Genomic DNA, 19957 nt, shown 5'->3' on the forward strand with positions numbered 1-19957 from the left:
TTCTGCTTTTGCTGGCTGCATTTACTCCCCAGTCACATGGTTATCTATATGTCTGGGGGTTCACTCACTTGTCATCGCGCCACAACTTGAAATCTATTAGCGATAAAAGATAACGCCTCTTAATATTAATCCTGTCCCCGTTTTAAGCCGCCAATCTGACAAAAAACATCAATCACTTAAACTAAATTAATTAAAATAATTACCATAAATAATATGGGTAAAAAGCTTTTCCCTTTATTAAAAATAATTAATAAATATATTTATTATATCGTTAATATTAATAAATATGATCGCCATTACTCCCCAATAAAAAACCTTCTTTCTATTGATTAATAAAACACTTAATCCAGCCAATTGAAATCAAGTATTTTTTTAAAAAACGATCAGATCCAAAATATATTTTAGGATGGATAGCAATCATTGACAGGCCATAGTGTAACCATACCAATCTGCCAAAAAACATAAACCTGCGTTATGGATTGGTAATGAGAATGCGTTCTCTGATTCATCACACTTCCTATTTAAAAGGTATGATTTATGGCCAATATTCTGGAATCAAGAACCAGCCTTTGACCAATTCGCTGGCAGAGATTCACTATCCGCTTGCACTGCCGTTTCATTTTCCGCTGAAACAAACCATCGCAGTGTTGGCAGAAAAAGAGATCCCATTGCTTGAACTGATCCAACAGGCCGATATACGAGTTTGAAAACCTGTCAGTGGTGCAAATGTTGATATTTGATCGCATTAATTGGGCTACAATATTTATTGTGATAGGATTAAATCCTACTGAATCCAAATCCGATTGGAGAGCAATACCATGCGTACCACAAAACAAATGAGCATCACCCTGCCGAACGATATGGCTGAAATGGTAAAAGTTCGAGTAAGCAGTGGCGAATACGCGACTGAGAGCGAAGTTATCAGAGAGGGGTTGAGAGCCTTGCTAGCTCGTGATCGTGCAGTTGAAAACTGGCTCCATAATCAGGTTGGCGCTGCATATGATGATATGAAATCTGATCCATCACGAGCAGTCAGTATTGATCAAGTTCGTGCTCGCCTAGCAGAAAGACGCGGCCATCAGAAATGATTTACACGGTCATCTTCTCACCAGAGGCAGAAATGCAGTTAGTCGAACTGTATGACTATATCGCAGAAAATGCCTCGCCAGATATCGCAGCCCGATACACAGAATCTATTTTAAATTACTGTGAAAGTCTGTCTACATTCCCTCATCGGGGAACTATACGTGATGACGTTCGTCCCGGATTGAGAATCACCAATTACAGAAAACGTGTAGTTATTGCGTTCGAAGTAGAATCAACATTCGTGTCCATTCTGGGCATATTCTCTGGTGGACAGGATTATGAAACGCTGTTGCTTAACGACGATAATGAATATTAGAAGTGGGACCACGGTCCCACTTATTTCAGTTATTCATCTTCACCTTCATCTTCATCCTCGTCATTATCGTCATTATCGTCATTATCGTCATTATCGTCATTATCGTCATTATCATCATTATCATCATTATCGTCGTCATTTTCATCAGTATCGCGTTCATCTGCATATATATACCCAGAACCCTTACATTTCCAACAAATCTGTAATGCCGACTCTTCTCCATAGCATGTATGGCATTGAGCGAATGGTTTGTCTTCTTCAGGCGCATATCCAGTACCATTGCAGTCAATACAAGTGTATTCATACTCACCCTCACCTCTACAATAAGGACAGGTGATTGCATCTTCATCAAACATATGCTTTCACCATCGAGCTACAACAGGAAGCCGTCCAGATTGCCCAGTTGGGTAAAGCCTCGCTGGAAGAGAGTAAAAAGATGGCACAAGAGCGCTATAAGTATTACCACAGTCTGTACGATGAGAATATTTCCGCTTTGGAAGCCTCAGCCCTCGCCAAGAGTGGGAAATTGAGTATAAACAGGCACAAAACGAAATCAATATTATTGGGCGTCAGTTGCAGGAACAGGAACTGCTGATCAAAAGTGCCAATACAGCGCTACGGGAAGCTCAGGCTCAACAGGCTGCCGCCCGTGAACTGTATGAGTTTATGACGACGGGGTTCTTGATCGTACCTACCAGTGGCTGATGGGTCGCCTTGCCGCACTGTATGCTCCTGCCTACGACGCTGTACTTTCACTGTGTCTGATGATGACCGTTACCTGCCATTTGAAGGCACCGGAGCCATTTCAACATGGACTCTGGAATTCCCAGATAAGCAGGTGATCAATAAAATATTCCATGATCCTCTGCTGCCACTGGCTTCATGGCGGTTAAAAGATATCAACATTCATGTGCATTATACGGCGGTGGATGGGGGTAAACAGTTTGCCAAAGCCGTAAAAAATAAAGTGGGTAATAAGTAATCCAATAGAGAACAGATATTGATAAGCTGATAATAATGAAAAGCCCCGTCCGTTTTCCGACAGGGCTTTTTTCCTTGATTCCTGTAGTCAATCAGAACAGTTCTTGACTTTCCCCATTCTCAGTGACTGTCGTTCCCGCTTCTGGAACGGCATATTCCGTTGGCTGTGTACCTTCAATGAAATATTCCTTGCGGGTATTGCCCCCACCATTGGATAGCTTACCCGTCGCGCGATCAATAGTGACAGAAACAATGCCTGCTGGTGGTTCCATCACTTTTTCCGGTACACCTTCCAGCGCCACTTTCATGAAATCATTCCAAATGGGTTGAGCACTTTTCGCTCCGCCTTCACCTTTCAGGGCGGGTGTACGCCCCAGAGCTCTACTATGCTCATCGAAACCAATCCAGACCGTGGCAACCATATCAGGGCCATAACCAGAGAACCACGCATCTTTCGAGCTGTTTGTCGTTCCTGTTTTGCCCCCGATATCCCGGCGTTTCAAATCACGGGCTGAACGCCAGCCTGTAGCCATCCAACCCGGTTCACCAAAGACATTGGTATTCAAGGCATCATGAATCAGGAACGCCAGCGGCGTACTGATGACATGAGGTGCGTACTGCTGATCATCGTTGTTCGCATTGACCGGAGCGCGCTCTAACTCTGACTGGGGCTGAGTCGAATTTTGCGTAACATTGGAATGGGTCACGTTCTCAATCGAATCTTCAGACAACTCAATGGAACGCGCTGTATCACCATAAATCACCGGAATATTTTCACACTGTGGACAGGCTAGTTTCGGTTTAGCTTCAAACAATACCTTTCCTTCATCATTTTCAATTTTAGTGATGAAGTAAGGATCAACCAAATAACCGCCATTCGCCATCACTGCATAGCCACGCACCATTTGCATTGGTGTGAAAGAAGGAGAACCCAGCGCCATCGATTCCGTCCGCACGACATTTTCCCCCGGCAAGCCAAACCGGCGCAGATAGTCAGCGGCATAATCCACCCCCATCGCACGCATGGCTCGAACCATGACCACGTTCTTGGATTGTCCTAATCCTTGACGCAGACGAATCGGGCCATCATAAGTCGGTGGTGAGTTTTTAGGACGCCAATCCGTTCCAGCTCCCGCATCCCAACGGCTGATAGGCACGTCATTAAACATAGATGCCAACGTCAGCCCTTTGTCCATCGCAGCGGTATACAGGAATGGCTTGATGTTGGAACCCACCTGACGCAGAGATTGGGTCACGCGGTTAAACTTGCTTAGCTCGAAATCAAACCCACCGACCAGCGCTTCTACCTCGCCATTCATAGGGTTGAGAGAGACCAACGCCGCGTTAACTTGAGGTAATTGTGCCAGCCACCAGGTATCATTGACTTTTCTGACCCAAATCTGTTCACCGGCTCGAATCACTTCATTAACACTGTGTGGTGCCGCCCCTTGCAGACTGTCAGACTTAAATTGACGCGCCCAACGAACACCCGCCATAGTCAGTTCAACTTTACTGCCATCCACCAGCATAGCTTCAGCCTGAGTCGCACTGGACTTCGTGACCACCGCAGGCAGCAATGGGCCATATTTGGGCAGGGTTTTCAGCTTATCGACAATTTGGCTCTGGCTCCATGCTGACTGGCTGACAGCCCATAACACTTCCTGTGCGCCGCGATAGCCATGACGCACATCATAATCAATCACATTTGCACGGACGGCATCAACGGCAGCCAATTGAACCTTACGAGTAATGGTGGTATAGACCTTATATCCATCGGTATAGGCATTTTCACCATAACGGTTAATCATTTCCTGCCGTACCATTTCAGTCAGATAAGGCGCAGAGAAGACAATCTGTGGGGAATGATAACGGGCAACCAATTTCTCACTTCTGGCTTCATTATACTGCTGTTGAGTAATGTAGCCTTCTTCCTGCATGCGCCCCAACACCACATTACGACGGCCGACTGCACGATCATAAGAATAGAGCGGATTAAAAGTAGAAGGCGCTTTCGGCAGTCCGGCAATCATCGCCATCTCACTCAAAGTCAACTCATTGGCATTCTTACCAAAATAGACGTTAGCCGCAGCCCCTACACCGTAAGCACGATTGCCAAGGTAAATTTTGTTGAGGTATAGCTCTAGGATTTCATCCTTCGTCAACAGTTGTTCGATCTTAATCGCCAGAAACGCCTCTTTCGCCTTACGTATCAGCGTCTTCTCCCTGCTGAGGAAAAAGTTTCTCGCCAACTGTTGAGTAATGGTACTCGCCCCTTGGGAAGCATGGCCAGAAGTCATCATGACCGAAACCGCACGGATAACGCCGATGGGATCAACACCATGGTGTTCATAAAAACGGCTGTCTTCAGTGGCAATAAAGGCTTTTACCATCAAGGGTGGCATTTCGGAAAGGGTTAGTGGCAGACGACGTTTTTCACCATATTGCGCCATCAACTCGCCATCAGCACTGTACACCTGCATTTGTGTCTGCAATCGGACATCCTTTAAAGTCGCGACATCTGGCAACTGCGGCTCGATATATTTGTACAAACCAAAAATCGAGGCGGTTCCCAATAAAATGCAAACAACGACAAGGATCAAAAAATACTTTATGAACTTCACCTGAAATTTCTCACGCCATGTTAATCGGGCAGTTTATAAACGATTAGTACGTAGTATAAAGGCTACACAGCACTATGGATATGACCTTTCATGAATAGCAGATATGGAGATCGCTACATGTATTTATCAAAATGGTATATCGGACTGGATGTCCATGAACATTACATTAATGCTCTCGCAGCCATTAAACGTCGTGATGGCTGGCAGCTTCGCCATTGCTGGCAATATCGTTTATCAAGCGACATTATTTCAGGAGGACGGCTACAACATCCTGAAAAATTAGGCCACATTTTAATGCAATGGCGTCAAAAATTACCTAAAAAGATTAGTTTACGATTAACATTACCTGTTCAACAAACCTTACAGAAGCAGATCGCCCTACCTACCCATACTCTATTGCAAGAGCCAGAACTCGGCTGGTTTGTCCATGCCAATGCCGAAAAACAGTTCCCCGTCAGTGATCTTGCTTTGGATTATCGGGTGCGGGGTCAGCAAATTTGTATCAGTGCCACCCGACAAAAAGATCTCAACCTCTGGCTTAAGCTGCTCGCAGACATCGATTTATCCCCCGATGCCATTGATATTTCTCCCTGCGCATTACGCTATATTGCCAAACTTGCAGGCGTTCCCGATGACGGCTGGTTGATCCACAAACGCATAGCAGACTGGCTATGGGTTGCCCCCGCCAGTGGCCCTTTTAGTTATGGGTTGATATCAATGCAGGCACATCCGCATCTGGCACAAATCATCAGCCAGTTGCCTGTCTCACCAGACATGGCTAGCCCTGAGATTTATTACAGTGACGAACAGCATGCTATGCCAGCAGAACCCGTTCATGTCTGGAACATGCTGACCGCATTTCGCCATTACCAGCTCCCATTACCCGAAAAAACTAATGCCTTCATTATCGCTGCGGGGCTGGCACTGAGGCCGGATGATCGATGATGTATCAGGTTAATTTTTTACCGTGGCGTCAGGCAAGATTAAAACACCTATGCCGGAAATGGGGGCTATTGCTCTGCCTGCAATTAATGCTCTGCGTATCTGTACTGACGTTTATTTCCGTACAACAAAAAAACCAACTTGCGCAATATAGCAACCAATTAACAGAAATTAGCCACCAATTAGTGCAATTACAGCAAAATATCAAAGAAAACGAACAAGCCGTTCAACATCATCATCAATTGACACTGCAATTAAGGAAAAAACAGACATTCATGGAACAGAATCAAAGATATTTACAGTTATTTCGTCAACTTCCGCACTTGTTGCCGGAAAAAAGTTGGCTTACTGCATTCAGTGACGACACCGGCCAATTGGTTTTTGCCGCCAGCAGTCAAAACTACGATGATGTCTCGGACTTACTGGATAACCTGACCGACAATGTCTCACTGAACAATGTCCAACTGAAAAAAATGAGCACCACGGAAGAACATCTCAAGATATTTACTATCGATGCCAACTGGTTAATGGGAGCACCTGATGAAAAGTAATTATCTTGTGTGGTTTCATCGTCCAGCATGGCAGTTGTTTCTGTTGCAGCAATTGCTGGTCATTCCACTCATATTAAGTTTCTATTTTTGGGTCTGGCAGGAGAATGAATACGCAATCCATGACCTCCAGTTCAATATCACCGAGCAGAAACACAGCTCGGCGTTATCCGAAAAGCGTATCGCCGAGTTACCCAATCTATCCGATATCCAGCAACAGATTCAGCAATTGACGGCAGAACTCAGTCAAGGCAGCAATATTTTGCACGACAATATCCCGCAAAAAAATGCCACCGTACTGAAACGCCTTCATCAGCCCTTGACCAACTCTGGCGGTCAGCTCATGGAGTGGAAAAGCCATAGGGAAGACAACCAAATTTTCTGGCACATCATGCTGTCACTAAACTATGACCAACTCCTCCATTTCCTCAATGAAATTCAACAAGTACAACCTGTTTTGCTGATTAAACACCTCACCATCACCCCTGTCGATAACGATCTGACTGTCCGCATGGTGCTGTCAGATGCCCTCCATGAGGGATAATCATGAACAGTCATTTTTTTATTCTACTGGTTTGCCTGTTTCTGCTACTGCCAACCCTCAGTTCTGCCGAAGAAATTAACGCATGGAAAGAAACAGAGAGCGAAATAGCGGTGAGAAATCCGTTCCAGCCACCGAAAAACGAATTCGATGAACAACTCGAATTTTCCCCAGCAGAAAGGGATGAACAGGAGCAGGAAATTGAATATCAGGCTATTACTCTGCAATACGCTGACGCAGGGCAGATCGCCGAACAATTGCAGAAAAATATTCCGGCGCTACTGACAAAATGGGGCAAAGTTGAACACGATCCCTTAACCAACAGCCTGATATTGGAAGATAAGTTTGATGCCATTACCCGCATCAAAAGTTGGCTGAAAGAGGTGGATACACCACAACAACAAGTACAAATTACGGCCCATATTGTCACCAGCAGCAGAGAGGCTCTGCATGAGTTGGGAATTCACTGGGGAATGGCGGCTGATCCACTAAATCGTTCAATAGGCCTCAACCGTTTGAATTTGCATCAATCCGCAGGTAATCAAAGCCACCGACTGGTACTGAACACTGCCCGCATCCATGCAAGCCTACTGGAAATGGAACTCAGTGCACTGGAGCAGGAAAACCAACTGGATATCATTGCCAGCCCAAGGCTGACAGCCTCACACCAACAGCCAGCCAGCATTAAGCAGGGTTCTGATATCCCTTATCTCATTCAGGACAAGGACAAAACGACGATTCAATTTAAGGAGGCGGTATTAGGTATGGAGGTGACTCCACACATCTTGAGAAAAGGAAAAATCCGTTTAGCGCTAAAAATCAGCCAGAACGCACCTGGACTCCCCATTAGTCAGGGAGGAAATGAAAATCTGGCGATAGATAAACAGGAAATCGTGACGCAGGTTACCGTCAGAAACGGGGAAACCCTGATTCTTGGTGGCATTTTTCAGCAGAAAAAAGGCGCTAGCCTGCAAAAAGTCCCTTACTTGTCTGATCTTCCTCTATTGGGTGCATTATTTAACCAAGAAGGAGAGCAGCACAGCCGAAGGGAACTCGTAATTTTTATTACACCTCAACTGACCGATATTTAACCAATGGAAAAATACATGATAAATATCAAACAATTAATAGGCGTAATTATGCCTTTTTCACCAGATTTTCTACTATTTTTCTTGGTCTGACCTGTTTATGGATTTGACGCTGAGAGTAATTTAGCATACAAGGATTATCTAATTGAGTGAGCGGGTCTAACATCACAAGTAAGAGTCTACCCCAATAAACATAAAGTAGGCTCACAGTCAGCCAACAAAGCATAAACCAGACTACAACGGTTCGTGCCAAATATATATAGTTGCAATACAGGTTGATGTGCTGAGATAATTTTCCCATCTGATCTCACATTCTCACTCATGAGGTTTCAGTTTAGGTCCCGTGGCTAATCTGATTGGCGGGGCGGGTTATCATTAACAAATAGTCTTAGTAATACCAAAAACATGGCAGAGAAACGCAATATCTTTCTGGTTGGGCCTATGGGTGCCGGCAAAAGCACTATTGGTCGTCAGTTAGCTCAGCAACTCAATATGGAGTTTTACGACTCTGATCAAGAAATTGAGCGACGTACCGGAGCTGACGTGGGCTGGGTATTTGATGTGGAAGGCGAAGAAGGCTTCCGCGACCGTGAAGAAAAAATAATTAACGAATTGACTGAAAAACAAGGCATCGTACTGGCAACGGGTGGGGGTTCTGTTAAATCGAAAGAAACCCGTAATCGTCTGTCTGCCCGTGGTGTGGTCGTCTATTTAGAAACAACCATCGAAAAACAGTTAGCTCGTACCCAGCGTGATAAAAAACGCCCTTTACTTCAAGTGGATGCACCAGCACGAGAAGTTTTAGAAAATTTAGCTGATGAGCGCAACCCTCTCTACGAGGAAATTGCTGATCTGACTATCCGTACAGATGAGCAAAGCGCCAAAGTTGTTGCTAACCAAATTATCGAATTACTGGAAAAAAACTGATTCACGCTGGTGTGCACAGCAGCAAACGATAAGGCGAAAGCTGATATGGAACAAGTAACTGTTACGTTAGGTGAAAGAAGCTATCCGATTACCATAGCCCAAGGGCTATTTTCTAGCGATGAGGCATTCAAGCCCCTGCAAGCTGGTCAGCAGGTCATGATAGTGACCAACGAGACGCTGGCTCCCCTGTATCTTGAACAGGTGAAATCCACATTGCAGGGTATGGGTCTTCGGGTAGACGAAGTTATCTTACCTGACGGTGAACAGTACAAATCACTTTTTGTGGTCAATGACATTTTTTCCGCTTTACTGGAAAATAATCATGGTCGTGACACAACGCTTATCGCTCTCGGTGGTGGTGTAATCGGTGATATGACAGGGTTTGCCGCCGCTTGCTATCAACGCGGCATTCGCTTCATTCAAGTACCCACCACATTACTTTCTCAGGTTGACTCTTCCGTCGGTGGAAAAACCGGCGTCAACCATCCCCTCGGCAAAAACATGATAGGGGCCTTTTATCAGCCAGCGTCCGTTATCATTGATATCAATTGCCTGAAAACATTACCTGCTCAAGAGCTGCATGCAGGTCTGGCTGAAGTTATCAAATACGGCATCATTCTGGATGGTGAATTTTTTAACTGGCTTGAAAGCAATATCGAGAAATTACTGGTTCTCGATAATCAGACAATAGCTTATTGCATTCGTCGCTGCTGTGAACTCAAGGCATGGGTTGTCGCTGCTGATGAACAAGAACGCAATGGGATGCGAGCACTATTAAATCTCGGCCATACCTTTGGGCATGCTATTGAAGCTGAAATGGGTTATGGTGTCTGGCTGCATGGTCAGGCGGTTGCTGCAGGTATGGTGATGGCAGCACGGGCATCTGAACTTGTGGGCACGTTCTCAAGACAGGATACTCAGCGCATTATCAGCTTGCTGGAGCGGGCAAAGCTTCCAGTCAACGGCCCAGTAGAAATGTCTCCAGAAATCTATTTGCCGCATATGATGCGCGATAAAAAAGTCTCTGCGGGAAAACTGCATCTGGTACTGCCTACGGCGATTGGGAAAGCAGAGCTTCGTTCTGATATCGGGTCTGATGTCATATTAGACGCCGTCCGCCTATGCCTGCCATCAACCAGCTAAATACACGATTATCTGAATATGGCAAAATTCCTTCTGGGAATAAAAGCTTGAATAATGAATCATTTTCTGGCTGTTATGCTATAAAATAGCTACATTATCAGATAGAACATTATCGGTTTTAGTTAGATCAAGCTGACAAACCTCTAAAATAACAATTGGCAGTATTATCTCTGCTGAGAGGGCATATGGACGAATTAAAATCAGAAAACAAACAAAAAACAGAAAACGAATTTAAACCCGATACATCTGATCGCCGCCCTCCGCGATCGCGCAGCCAATCCAACCAGCCCAAATTGGCAGTATCCCGCCAGCAATTAATGATTGGGGTTGGAATTCTGGTGCTTTTACTGCTGATTATTGCTATCAGTTCTGCATTGAAATCGCCAACTGAGCATGAGAAACAGCAATCCCAGAATACGGCTGAGAAAAACATCGATCTATCCGGCTCTTCTTCACTCTCTACCAATAATCAGAATAGCTCGCCGGAAAATCCATCGGCACCGGCAAGCCATGGCTCACAAGAAATCAGTATGCCGCCCATTAGCAATACACCAAGCAAAGATCTTTCTCCAGCACCTGAGGCAAATAGCCATAACCAGCGCATAGAATTGCCCGGTGATATTTCTGATGCCTTGAATCAACAGCAAGGCAACATCAATAATACGGTGGAAAAAAACCTGACGCCATCACAGTCCAACTCTATGCAACAGATGGTGATACCACCAGTTGAACAGAATAAGACTGAAAAAGTTGCACCGCCGAAAATAGAAAAAATGGCAAAATCAGAAAATCATGCCAAATCAACTGATAAACCAGCAATATCCCATCATCAGGCCAGTAAAAAGAGTGTGACCGATACTCGCGGTGATTTACTGAAAGCCTCCGCCAACCGATTCACACTCCAGTTAAGTAGCGCCAGCCGCTCGGATACCTTAATTGCCTTCGCAAAGAACAATAACCTTTCAAATTATACGGTTTATGAAGCGAAACGTGAAGGTAAGGCATGGTTTATCTTGATCCACGGTAGTTATGGTTCGGTTTCTGACGCCAAAAGTGCCATTTCCTCACTCCCGGCTGAAGTTCAGGCCAAAAAACCTTGGGTTAGAAAACTACAACAGGTTCAGCAAGATCTGAAAAAATAAAACTATTTTGATTAGGCGCTGATATGCTGTCCTAAACAGAGTACAATCTGCGGCTCTGAAATTATTGAATAGCTAATTTGACGGCATGAAAAAAAAACGCGCTTTCTTAAAATGGGCCGGTGGAAAATACCCCTTGGTGGATGATATTAAACGTCATCTACCAGAGGGAGAACGCTTAATTGAGCCATTTGTTGGCGCAGGCTCGGTATTCCTGAATACCGATTATGATTCTTACATCTTGTCAGACATAAATAGTGATCTGATCAACCTGTATGACACGGTAAAATCTCGTCCAGAAGAATTTATCAATCATGCCCGTCCATTATTCTCTCAGGAGTTCAACACTGCGGAAGACTTCTATCGCCTGAGAGAAGAGTTCAACAAAAGCCAAGAACCACTGTACCGCAGTCTATTGTTTCTTTACCTTAACCGCCACTGCTATAACGGCCTCTGCCGCTATAACTCTCGGGGAGAATTTAATGTCCCTTTTGGGCGGTATAAAAAACCTTATTTTCCTGAAGATGAACTTTACTGGTTCGCTGAAAAAGCCCAAAAAGCCTCTTTTGTCTGCCAGCATTACCAAATCACGCTAGACAACGCACCACAAGGATCAGTAATTTATTGTGATCCTCCGTATGCCCCACTTTCGGCAACGGCTAATTTTACGGCCTATCATACAAATAGTTTTAACCTCCTCGATCAAGAAAATCTAGCGAGGATGGCCTATCATCTTTCCTTTCAGCAGGGCATTCCTGTGCTCATATCCAACCATGACACGCCAATGACGCGGGAATGGTATCATCAGGCTTCTCTTCATATTGTTAAAGCCCGTCGGACAATAAGTAGAAATATTCTTGCTCGGAGTAAAGTTGATGAGCTTTTGGCGTTATACTGCCGGAAGTGATTGAGGTTTCTTACCCCTGAAATAATGGGGATAAAACAATGAATTGGAGAAGATAATAATGAAGAAAGATTTTCTGATTGCCCCATCCATTCTATCCGCAGATTTTGCCCGATTAGGTGAAGATACCGCAAAGGTTCTGGCCGCAGGCGCTGATGTTGTCCACTTTGACGTTATGGATAATCACTATGTGCCAAACCTGACCATTGGGCCAATGGTCTGTCAGGCGCTGCGTGATTATGGCATTACGGCACCGATAGACGTTCATCTGATGGTAAAACCTGTAGATCGCATTATCCCTGATTTTGCCAAGGCAGGTGCAACCTATATCACTTTCCATCCCGAAGCGAGCGAACATGTTGACCGTACCCTGCAACTGATCAAAGAACATGGCTGTAAGGCAGGTTTGGTTTTCAACCCAGCAACCCCTCTCAGCTACCTTGATTATGTTCTGGATAAGCTGGACGTGATTCTGCTGATGTCCGTTAACCCGGGTTTCAGTGGCCAGTCCTTCATTCCAGAAACCCTGAACAAGTTACGGCAGGTACGCAAAATCATTGACGAAAGCGGATACGATATTCGTCTTGAAGTTGATGGTGGCATCAAGGCCAATAATATTAAAGAAGCGGCTCAGGCAGGCGCAGATATGTTTGTTGCTGGTTCTGCTATTTTCAGCCAGCCTGACTATAAAACGGTCATTGATGAGATGCGCCGTGAATTATCAAAGGTGGCATAATGGTAACAAGTATTAAGAAAAATCTTCGTGCCATTGCATTTGATCTGGATGGAACATTAGTCGACAGCGCCAGTGGTCTGGCGGAAGCACTGGATCAGGCTCTGATTGCCAAAGGTTTACCTGCGGCAGGCAAAGAACGAGTTGCTATCTGGATAGGTAACGGTGCGGATGTCATGGTTGAGCGTGCACTGAAATGGGCAGGCGTAGAATCCACCCCTGAACTGCATCGTGAAACCCGTAAGCTGTTTGATGGATTTTATGAAACAACCGTGACAACAGGCAGCCAACTGTTTTCCCACGTAAAAGAGACTCTGGCAGCACTGGCACAGCATAATCTGCCAATGGCCATCGTAACCAATAAGCCCACACCTTTTATTGCGCCATTACTGGAATCATTGGGGATCAGTGAATACTTTTCACTGGTGCTGGGTGGTGATGATGTTAAAGAGAAAAAACCCCATCCTGCCCCGCTATATCTAACAATGGGCATGTTTGGCATCCATAAAGAAGAATTGCTTTTTGTCGGTGATTCCCGTAATGATATTTTGGCGGCACAGGCAGCCGGCTGCCCTTGTGTTGGCTTAACCTATGGATATAACTACGGAGAATCGATAGCATTAAGCCACCCAGATTATATATTGGACCATTTCCCGGATTTACTACCGGCTATCGGATTATCCACGTTGAAACTTCAGGAAGCGTAACAAAATGAATGAACCCACTGTAATGAAACCAAACTCCCAAAAACCTATTGTGTTCAGCGGCGCACAGCCTTCCGGTGAATTGACCATCGGTAACTACATGGGGGCGTTACGTCAGTGGGTTAAAATGCAGGATGAGTATGATTGCATCTATTGCATCGTTAACCAGCACGCTATTACCGTGCGCCAAGACCCAAATGAATTGAAAAAACGCACGCTTGATACGCTGGCACTTTACCTCGCATGTGGCATTGACCCCAAGAAAAGTACGATCTTCGTTCAGTCACACGTTCCACAGCATTCTCAATTAAGTTGGGTACTTAACTGTTACACCTATTTCGGTGAACTCGGCCGTATGACTCAGTTTAAAGATAAATCAGCTCGTCATGCGGAAAATATCAACGCAGGGTTATTTAGCTATCCGGTTCTGATGGCCGCAGATATTCTGCTTTATCAGGCCAATCAAATCCCTGTGGGAATTGACCAGAAACAGCATCTTGAATTGAGCCGTGATCTGGCACAGCGCTTTAATGCCATTTACGGTGATATTTTCACCGTACCAGAGCCATTCATTCCAACGGGTGGTGCTAAAGTGATGTCTTTGCAAGATCCAGCCAAGAAAATGTCAAAGTCGGATGATAACCGTAATAACGTTATTGCCCTGCTGGAAGATCCAAAATCGGCAGCGAAGAAAATCAAACGTGCCATCACTGATTCCGAAGAACCACCACGTGTATGTTATGATTTGGAAAATAAACCCGGCGTCTCCAATTTACTGGACATTTTGGCAGGTGTAACAGGTAAGACAATTCCTCAATTGGAAGCTGAATTTGAAGGCCAAATGTATGGTCATCTGAAAGGTGCAGTTGCAGAAGCCGTTTCTGGAATGCTGACTGACTTGCAGGAACGTTTTCACCATTTCCGCAATGATGAAGCATTACTTAATCAAATCATGGCTGAAGGAGCTGCCAAGGCACAAGCTCGTGCTCAGGCGACTTTAGATAAAGTTTACGAAGCGGTAGGGTTTATTGCTCATCCGTAATAACAATATTATCGAATAGTAAAAATGCTGGCCATAATACTGACCAGCATTACTGAGAGAAATTAGTCTCACTAGTTACTTAATTTTTTCTTCGTAACGCTTTGCTGCCTCATCCCAATCCACTACATGCCAAAACGCCTTAATATAGTCTGGACGGCGGTTTTGATATTTCAGGTAATAAGCGTGTTCCCACACATCCAGACCCAAAATGGGGTAACCTGAAGCACCGGCAATTTCCTCTCCCATTAACGGGCTGTCCTGATTGGCAGTTGAAACAACCGCAAGTTTGCCATCTGCTTTTAGAACCAGCCATGCCCAGCCAGAGCCAAAGCGGGTTGCAGCGGCTTGCTCAAATTTTTCCTTGAAGATCTCAATACTACCTAAATCCCGCTCAATGGCCGTTCTCAAAGTACCACCCAAGACCGTTCCCAATTTTAATCCTTTCCAGAACAGGCTGTGGTTTGAGTGCCCTCCCGCATTATTACGAATAAAAGTGCGTTTATCCGCAGGGATTTTATCAAGCTGCTGGATCAGATCATCAATAGGAAGTTTAGCTAATTCAGGGAAGGCTTCCAGCGCTGTATTCGTGTTAGTTACGTAGGTTTGATGATGTTTGGTATAATGAATTTCCATCGTCTGATTATCGAAATGAGGCTCCAGAGCATCATAAGAGTAAGGTAGAGCAGGCAGGGAATAGCTCATGTCATATCTCCAGTGGTTTAGAATGTATAAAGCTCACAGCTTGTGAACAAGGTGGTTATTATAATGACTTGGACGATAATGAAAATGATTATCAATTCCATATTATAACTATGGTTTCCTTTCCATTTCTCAGTTTCATTTTTTCATTGGATAGAATAACTAAATAAAATCCATAAGTTAGTCGTTCTCCCCAAACATTAAATTATCAACAGAACTTAATTTCTCTCAAACACGCCGCATTAATTGATCATTCCATGAAATCCATTCTCTTTAATGCGTGATCTTACGCCCAAAAAAGAAACAAAATTTCTCCTTACACTTTAGTTAACGTTGTTTTGACATAGTATTAACAATCGCAAGGAGATAAAAATATGACTCAAATAATCAAGCATCTTATTCCTGCTGACATTGCAGAAACAGCCCTGATAAGCAAACAACAATATCTACAAGATTACCAATGGTCACTACAAGATCCTGAATCGTTCTGGGGTGAGAAAGGTAAGATAGTAGATTGGATAAAACCTTATACTCGGGTTAAAAACACTTCTTTCGACCCAGGACATGTCAGTATCCGCTGGTTTGAAGATGGCACGCTGAATTTAAGTGCCAACTGCCTTGACCGCCATTTGCAAGAACGTGGTGAGCAAACCGCTATCATCTGGGAAGGAGACAATCCCGCAGAATCCAGGCATGTTACTTATCGCGAGCTATATCATGATGTCTGCCAATTCGCCAATGTATTGAAAAAACTTGGTGTCAAAAAAGGCGATGTCGTTGCGATTTATATGCCAATGGTACCTGAAGCCGCAGTTGCCATGCTGGCCTGTGCCCGAGTTGGTGCAATCCATTCCGTGATTTTTGGTGGTTTCTCTCCTGATGCCATTGCTGGCAGGGTTATCGATTCCAATGCCAAGCTAGTTATTACCGCAGATGAAGGGGTACGTGCAGGCCGCGTTATTCCATTGAAAAAAAATGTCGATGAAGCATTGAGCAATCCAGCCGTGACCGACGTTGCTAATGTGGTAGTCTTCAAGCGTACTGGTAACACCAAAAGCTGGCAGGAAGGCCGTGATTTGTGGTGGCATGAGTTGATCGAAAATGTCAGCACAGATTGCCCTGCCGAAGAAATGAATGCCGAAGATCCACTTTTCATCCTTTATACCTCTGGCTCAACCGGCAAACCTAAAGGGGTTCTACATACCACTGGCGGTTATCTGGTCTATGCTTCTTTGACTTTCAAATACACGTTTGATTACCGTCCGGGTGAGATCTACTGGTGTACAGCCGATGTTGGCTGGGTAACCGGCCACAGTTACCTTCTGTATGGGCCTCTCTCCTGCGGTGCCACATCATTGATGTTTGAAGGGGTGCCAAACTACCCCGATGTCAATCGCCTCTGTCAGGTCGTTGATAAGCATCAGGTTAATATTCTCTATACTGCACCAACCGCCATTCGTGCATTAATGGCTGAAGGCGATAAGGCGATTGAAGGAACCAAACGTACATCACTACGTATCATGGGCTCGGTAGGTGAGCCAATCAATCCTGAAGCATGGGAGTGGTACTACCGGAAGATAGGTAACAGTAAATGTCCTATCGTCGATACTTGGTGGCAAACCGAAACAGGCGGGTTCATGATCACGCCATTGCCCGGAGCAGTCGACCTCAAACCAGGTTCAGCTACTTTGCCATTCTTCGGCATCAGTCCGGCATTGGTGGGCAATTCAGGTGAGCCATTAACTGGCGAATGTGAGGGTAATCTTGTTATCACGGATTCCTGGCCGGGACAAGCGCGAACTTTATTTGGTGATCATGAGCGTTTTGAACAAACCTATTTTTCCACTTTCAAAGGTATGTATTTCAGCGGAGATGGCGCTCGACGTGATGAGGACGGTTATTATTGGATCACTGGCCGTGTCGATGATGTCCTGAATATTTCAGGTCATCGGTTGGGAACCGCAGAAATTGAGTCTGCGCTGGTTTCACATCCAAAAATTGCCGAAGCTGCCGTTGTTGGCATTCCACATCATATCAAGGGGCAGGCGATTTATGCCTATGTCACACTGAATCATGGTGAAGAACCTTCCCCGGATCTTTATACCGAAGTCAGAAATTGGGTTCGCAAAGAAATCGGCCCGATTGCAACACCCGATATTCTTCACTGGACGGATTCGTTGCCCAAAACGCGTTCAGGAAAGATCATGCGCCGTATCTTGCGCAAAATTGCTTCCGGTGATACCAGTAACTTAGGTGATACCTCCACACTGGCCGATCCGGGTGTCGTTGAAAAACTGCTGGAAGAAAAGCAATCCATGAATCTGTCTTAAAAAAGTGCGCCGCCGAAAGGCGGCTTGAATAACGTATCACCAAAAGCAGAGAACTGTGCAGGGACATGACAAATACGTCATGAGTTCCCACGGATTTTTGTACCCCGCGTTTGGCTATCTATAACGCAATAAGGTGTATCGTTCAAAATCCAAAAGGAGACGCTCTGATGAATCCTAATATTTATCAAGAGATTGAAAATAATCCCCGCTTTAAGGAATTGGTTCAGAAACGTGGGCGCTTTGCCTGGTTATTATCCGCCATCATGTTAGTACTTTATGTTGGATTTATTTTTCTTATCGCTTTTTCCCCTGAATGGCTTGGTACTCCCCTCTATGAAGGCTCCAGCATGACCCGTGGTATTCCTGTGGGTGTTGGCATTATATTTATTTCTTTCATATTGACAGGGATCTATGTTGTCAGAGCGAATGGTGAGTTTGATCGTCTGACTTCGACTATCCTCAATGAGGTAAAAAAATGAAAAAAATCGTATTGTCAGCGATGCTGCTATTTTCCACACTCTTTCACAACTTGGCACAAGCGGATGCTATTTCAGGCAATGTAGAAGAACAACCCTTGAATATTCAAGCTATTGTCATGTTTCTGTTATTCGTTGGGTTCACTCTTTGCATTACTTATTGGGCTTCAAAACGAACGCAATCACGTTCAGATTATTATACCGCTGGAGGACGCATTACAGGGTTCCAAAACGGGATGGCCATCGCTGGTGACTATATGTCAGCCGCCTCTTTTCTGGGAATTTCCGCGTTAGTCTATACCTCTGGTTATGATGGGCTGATCTATTCGATCGGCTTCCTTGTTGGCTGGCCAATTATTCTATTCCTCATCGCTGAACGTCTGAGAAATCTAGGGCGTTACACGTTTGCTGATGTCGCCTCTTATCGATTAAAACAGCGCCCCATTCGTACTCTGTCAGCAACAGGCTCTTTAGTTGTCGTTGCGCTATATTTGATCGCTCAAATGGTTGGGGCAGGAAAGCTCATTGAGCTGCTATTTGGGTTAAATTATCACATCGCAGTTATTTTAGTCGGTATTTTGATGGTGCTGTATGTGCTGTTTGGTGGGATGCTGGCAACGACATGGGTTCAGATTATCAAGGCAATCCTATTACTGGCAGGAGCAACATTCATGGCTCTGATGGTCATGAAAGCCGTAAATTTCAATTTCAATACTCTGTTTAAAGAAGCCATCGCTGTGCATTCCCGTGGTCAGGCAATCATGAGCCCAGGCGGATTGGTGTCTGATCCTATATCAGCACTCTCTTTAGGACTGGCATTAATGTTTGGTACTGCCGGATTGCCACATATCGTCATGCGATTCTTTACTGTTAACGATGCCAAAGAAGCCCGTAAAAGTGTTTTCTATGCCACTGGGTTTATCGGCTATTTTTATATCCTGACGTTTATCATTGGGTTTGGTGCAATATTATTAGTCAGCCCCAATCCCGCGTTCAAAGATGTGACTGGAGCATTAATTGGTGGAACGAATATGTCCGCTGTCCATCTTGCCGATGCCGTTGGCGGTAACTTCTTCCTTGGTTTCATCTCTGCCGTGGCCTTTGCTACTATTTTAGCTGTTGTGGCAGGGTTAACTTTAGCAGGTGCTTCAGCGGTTTCTCATGATCTCTATGCCAATGTAATTAAGCAAGGTCAAGCCAATGAACGCGATGAACTGAAAGTTTCCAAGATTACCGTCATTATTCTCGGTTTTGTTGCCATTGGATTGGGTATTCTGTTCGAAAAACAAAATATTGCCTTCATGGTGGGTTTAGCATTCTCAATTGCCGCAAGCTGTAACTTCCCGATTATTTTATTGTCGATGTACTGGAACAAGCTGACAACGCGAGGGGCACTCATTGGCGGGTGGTTAGGATTAATTACTGCAGTTGTATTAATGATCCTTGGGCCTACTATTTGGGTCAGCATCCTCGGCCATGAAAAGCCAATTTATCCGTATGAATACCCAGCACTGTTTTCTATGTTTGTAGCATTCATCGGTACATGGTTATTTTCCATCACAGATGGATCACAACAAGGTCAGCAGGAAAGGAAAATGTTTCGCAATCAGTTTATTCGTTCACAGACTGGAATTGGTATCGAGTAGGGGAAGGCACATTAATTTTGTTCAGCCAATCTGAGTAGTAAATTATTTTCAAAAGTCTTTTTAAAATTCATCAAACGCAAAAAAGCCACCC

The 19957-nt window shown here is 44.7% G+C and carries 23 protein-coding genes; 20 read left to right on the plus strand and 3 right to left on the minus strand.

Annotation, left to right across the window (positions count from 1 at the left end; translation table 11 throughout):
* Window positions 1-485: 485 nt before the first annotated feature.
* The 3 genes from PSI22_RS16410 (at window position 486) to PSI22_RS16420 (ending at window position 1402) form a co-directional block, all read left to right on the plus strand.
* On the plus strand, window positions 486-707 hold the full coding sequence (locus tag PSI22_RS16410) for a Tc toxin subunit A (protein ID WP_273580682.1): 222 nt from the start codon (window positions 486-488) through the stop codon (window positions 705-707).
* Between the two features lie 111 nt (window positions 708-818).
* Window positions 819-1088, plus strand: a complete 270-nt coding sequence (locus tag PSI22_RS16415; protein WP_273580683.1) for a type II toxin-antitoxin system ParD family antitoxin — start codon at window positions 819-821, stop codon at window positions 1086-1088.
* A complete protein-coding gene (locus PSI22_RS16420; RefSeq protein ID WP_273580684.1) occupies window positions 1085-1402 on the plus strand; it encodes a type II toxin-antitoxin system RelE/ParE family toxin in 318 nt (105 codons plus the stop codon). Before PSI22_RS16415 ends, PSI22_RS16420 begins: the two co-directional genes overlap by 4 nt.
* 29 nt (window positions 1403-1431) lie before the next feature.
* Here PSI22_RS16420 and PSI22_RS16425 read toward each other — a convergent pair whose 3' ends face one another.
* On the minus strand, window positions 1432-1758 hold the full coding sequence (locus PSI22_RS16425) for a molecular chaperone DnaJ (RefSeq protein WP_273580685.1): 327 nt from the start codon (window positions 1756-1758) through the stop codon (window positions 1432-1434).
* Between PSI22_RS16425 and PSI22_RS16430 the strand changes: the two genes are divergently transcribed.
* Genes PSI22_RS16430 through PSI22_RS16440 form a run of 3 tightly spaced genes read left to right on the plus strand, consistent with a single transcriptional unit; the run spans window position 1740 to window position 2384 of the window.
* The gene (locus tag PSI22_RS16430) at window positions 1740-1997 is read left to right on the plus strand and encodes a hypothetical protein (RefSeq protein ID WP_273580686.1); all 258 of its coding nucleotides are present in this window, start codon (window positions 1740-1742) and stop codon (window positions 1995-1997) included. The two genes, PSI22_RS16425 and PSI22_RS16430, sit on opposite strands and share 19 nt — an antisense overlap.
* Window positions 1976-2107 (plus strand): hypothetical protein, encoded by a 132-nt coding sequence (locus PSI22_RS16435; RefSeq protein WP_273580687.1) that lies wholly within the window; start codon window positions 1976-1978, stop codon window positions 2105-2107. The genes PSI22_RS16430 and PSI22_RS16435 overlap by 22 nt, the downstream gene beginning before the upstream one ends.
* A gap of 52 nt (window positions 2108-2159) precedes the next feature.
* Window positions 2160-2384, plus strand: a complete 225-nt coding sequence (locus PSI22_RS16440; protein ID WP_273580688.1) for a Tc toxin subunit A-related protein — start codon at window positions 2160-2162, stop codon at window positions 2382-2384.
* A gap of 91 nt (window positions 2385-2475) precedes the next feature.
* On the opposite strand, the gene mrcA is transcribed toward PSI22_RS16440, so the two are convergent.
* Entirely contained in the window at window positions 2476-5004 is a 2529-nt protein-coding gene (gene mrcA / locus PSI22_RS16445) for a peptidoglycan glycosyltransferase/peptidoglycan DD-transpeptidase MrcA (RefSeq protein ID WP_273580689.1), read from the minus strand.
* A 117-nt stretch (window positions 5005-5121) separates the two neighbouring features.
* On the opposite strand from mrcA, the gene pilM reads away from it, so the two are divergent.
* From pilM to trpS, 11 genes are all read left to right on the plus strand, one after another.
* Window positions 5122-5949, plus strand: a complete 828-nt coding sequence (pilM, locus tag PSI22_RS16450; RefSeq protein ID WP_273580690.1) for a pilus assembly protein PilM — start codon at window positions 5122-5124, stop codon at window positions 5947-5949.
* Window positions 5949-6497, plus strand: a complete 549-nt coding sequence (locus PSI22_RS16455) for a PilN domain-containing protein (protein WP_273580691.1) — start codon at window positions 5949-5951, stop codon at window positions 6495-6497. Before pilM ends, PSI22_RS16455 begins: the two co-directional genes overlap by 1 nt.
* Window positions 6487-7038, plus strand: a complete 552-nt coding sequence (locus tag PSI22_RS16460) for a hypothetical protein (RefSeq protein WP_273580692.1) — start codon at window positions 6487-6489, stop codon at window positions 7036-7038. Before PSI22_RS16455 ends, PSI22_RS16460 begins: the two co-directional genes overlap by 11 nt.
* A gap of 2 nt (window positions 7039-7040) precedes the next feature.
* The gene (pilQ, locus tag PSI22_RS16465; protein ID WP_273580693.1) at window positions 7041-8126 is read left to right on the plus strand and encodes a type IV pilus secretin PilQ; all 1086 of its coding nucleotides are present in this window, start codon (window positions 7041-7043) and stop codon (window positions 8124-8126) included.
* Window positions 8127-8528: 402 nt separating this feature from the next.
* A complete protein-coding gene (aroK, locus tag PSI22_RS16470; protein ID WP_012986682.1) occupies window positions 8529-9050 on the plus strand; it encodes a shikimate kinase AroK in 522 nt (173 codons plus the stop codon).
* Window positions 9051-9095: 45 nt separating this feature from the next.
* Window positions 9096-10193 carry a 3-dehydroquinate synthase gene (gene aroB, locus PSI22_RS16475; RefSeq protein ID WP_273580694.1) on the plus strand — a complete coding sequence of 366 codons (1098 nt, stop codon included), beginning with the start codon at window positions 9096-9098 and terminating at the stop codon, window positions 10191-10193.
* Window positions 10194-10378: 185 nt separating this feature from the next.
* Window positions 10379-11335, plus strand: coding sequence for an SPOR domain-containing protein (locus tag PSI22_RS16480; protein ID WP_273580695.1), 957 nt, complete (start codon window positions 10379-10381; stop codon window positions 11333-11335).
* 85 nt (window positions 11336-11420) lie between these two features.
* Complete coding sequence (dam, locus tag PSI22_RS16485; RefSeq protein WP_273580696.1) at window positions 11421-12239, plus strand: adenine-specific DNA-methyltransferase; 819 nt, start codon at window positions 11421-11423, stop codon at window positions 12237-12239.
* Window positions 12240-12297: 58 nt separating this feature from the next.
* The gene (gene rpe, locus PSI22_RS16490; protein WP_273580697.1) at window positions 12298-12972 is read left to right on the plus strand and encodes a ribulose-phosphate 3-epimerase; all 675 of its coding nucleotides are present in this window, start codon (window positions 12298-12300) and stop codon (window positions 12970-12972) included.
* A complete protein-coding gene (locus PSI22_RS16495; RefSeq protein WP_273580698.1) occupies window positions 12972-13676 on the plus strand; it encodes a phosphoglycolate phosphatase in 705 nt (234 codons plus the stop codon). Before rpe ends, PSI22_RS16495 begins: the two co-directional genes overlap by 1 nt.
* 4 nt (window positions 13677-13680) lie before the next feature.
* The gene (gene trpS / locus PSI22_RS16500; RefSeq protein WP_273580699.1) at window positions 13681-14715 is read left to right on the plus strand and encodes a tryptophan--tRNA ligase; all 1035 of its coding nucleotides are present in this window, start codon (window positions 13681-13683) and stop codon (window positions 14713-14715) included.
* Between the two features lie 75 nt (window positions 14716-14790).
* On the opposite strand, the gene sodA is transcribed toward trpS, so the two are convergent.
* On the minus strand, window positions 14791-15417 hold the full coding sequence (gene sodA / locus PSI22_RS16505) for a superoxide dismutase [Mn] (RefSeq protein WP_273580700.1): 627 nt from the start codon (window positions 15415-15417) through the stop codon (window positions 14791-14793).
* A gap of 371 nt (window positions 15418-15788) precedes the next feature.
* Between sodA and acs the strand changes: the two genes are divergently transcribed.
* From acs to actP, 3 genes are all read left to right on the plus strand, one after another.
* Window positions 15789-17744 (plus strand): acetate--CoA ligase, encoded by a 1956-nt coding sequence (acs, locus tag PSI22_RS16510; protein ID WP_273580701.1) that lies wholly within the window; start codon window positions 15789-15791, stop codon window positions 17742-17744.
* 167 nt (window positions 17745-17911) lie between these two features.
* Window positions 17912-18223 (plus strand): DUF485 domain-containing protein, encoded by a 312-nt coding sequence (locus PSI22_RS16515; RefSeq protein WP_038183769.1) that lies wholly within the window; start codon window positions 17912-17914, stop codon window positions 18221-18223.
* On the plus strand, window positions 18220-19866 hold the full coding sequence (actP, locus tag PSI22_RS16520; RefSeq protein WP_273580702.1) for a cation/acetate symporter ActP: 1647 nt from the start codon (window positions 18220-18222) through the stop codon (window positions 19864-19866). The genes PSI22_RS16515 and actP overlap by 4 nt, the downstream gene beginning before the upstream one ends.
* Window positions 19867-19957: the final 91 nt, after the last annotated feature.

Source organism: Xenorhabdus aichiensis, from assembly GCF_028598775.1.
Lineage (GTDB): Bacteria > Pseudomonadota > Gammaproteobacteria > Enterobacterales > Enterobacteriaceae > Xenorhabdus > Xenorhabdus bovienii.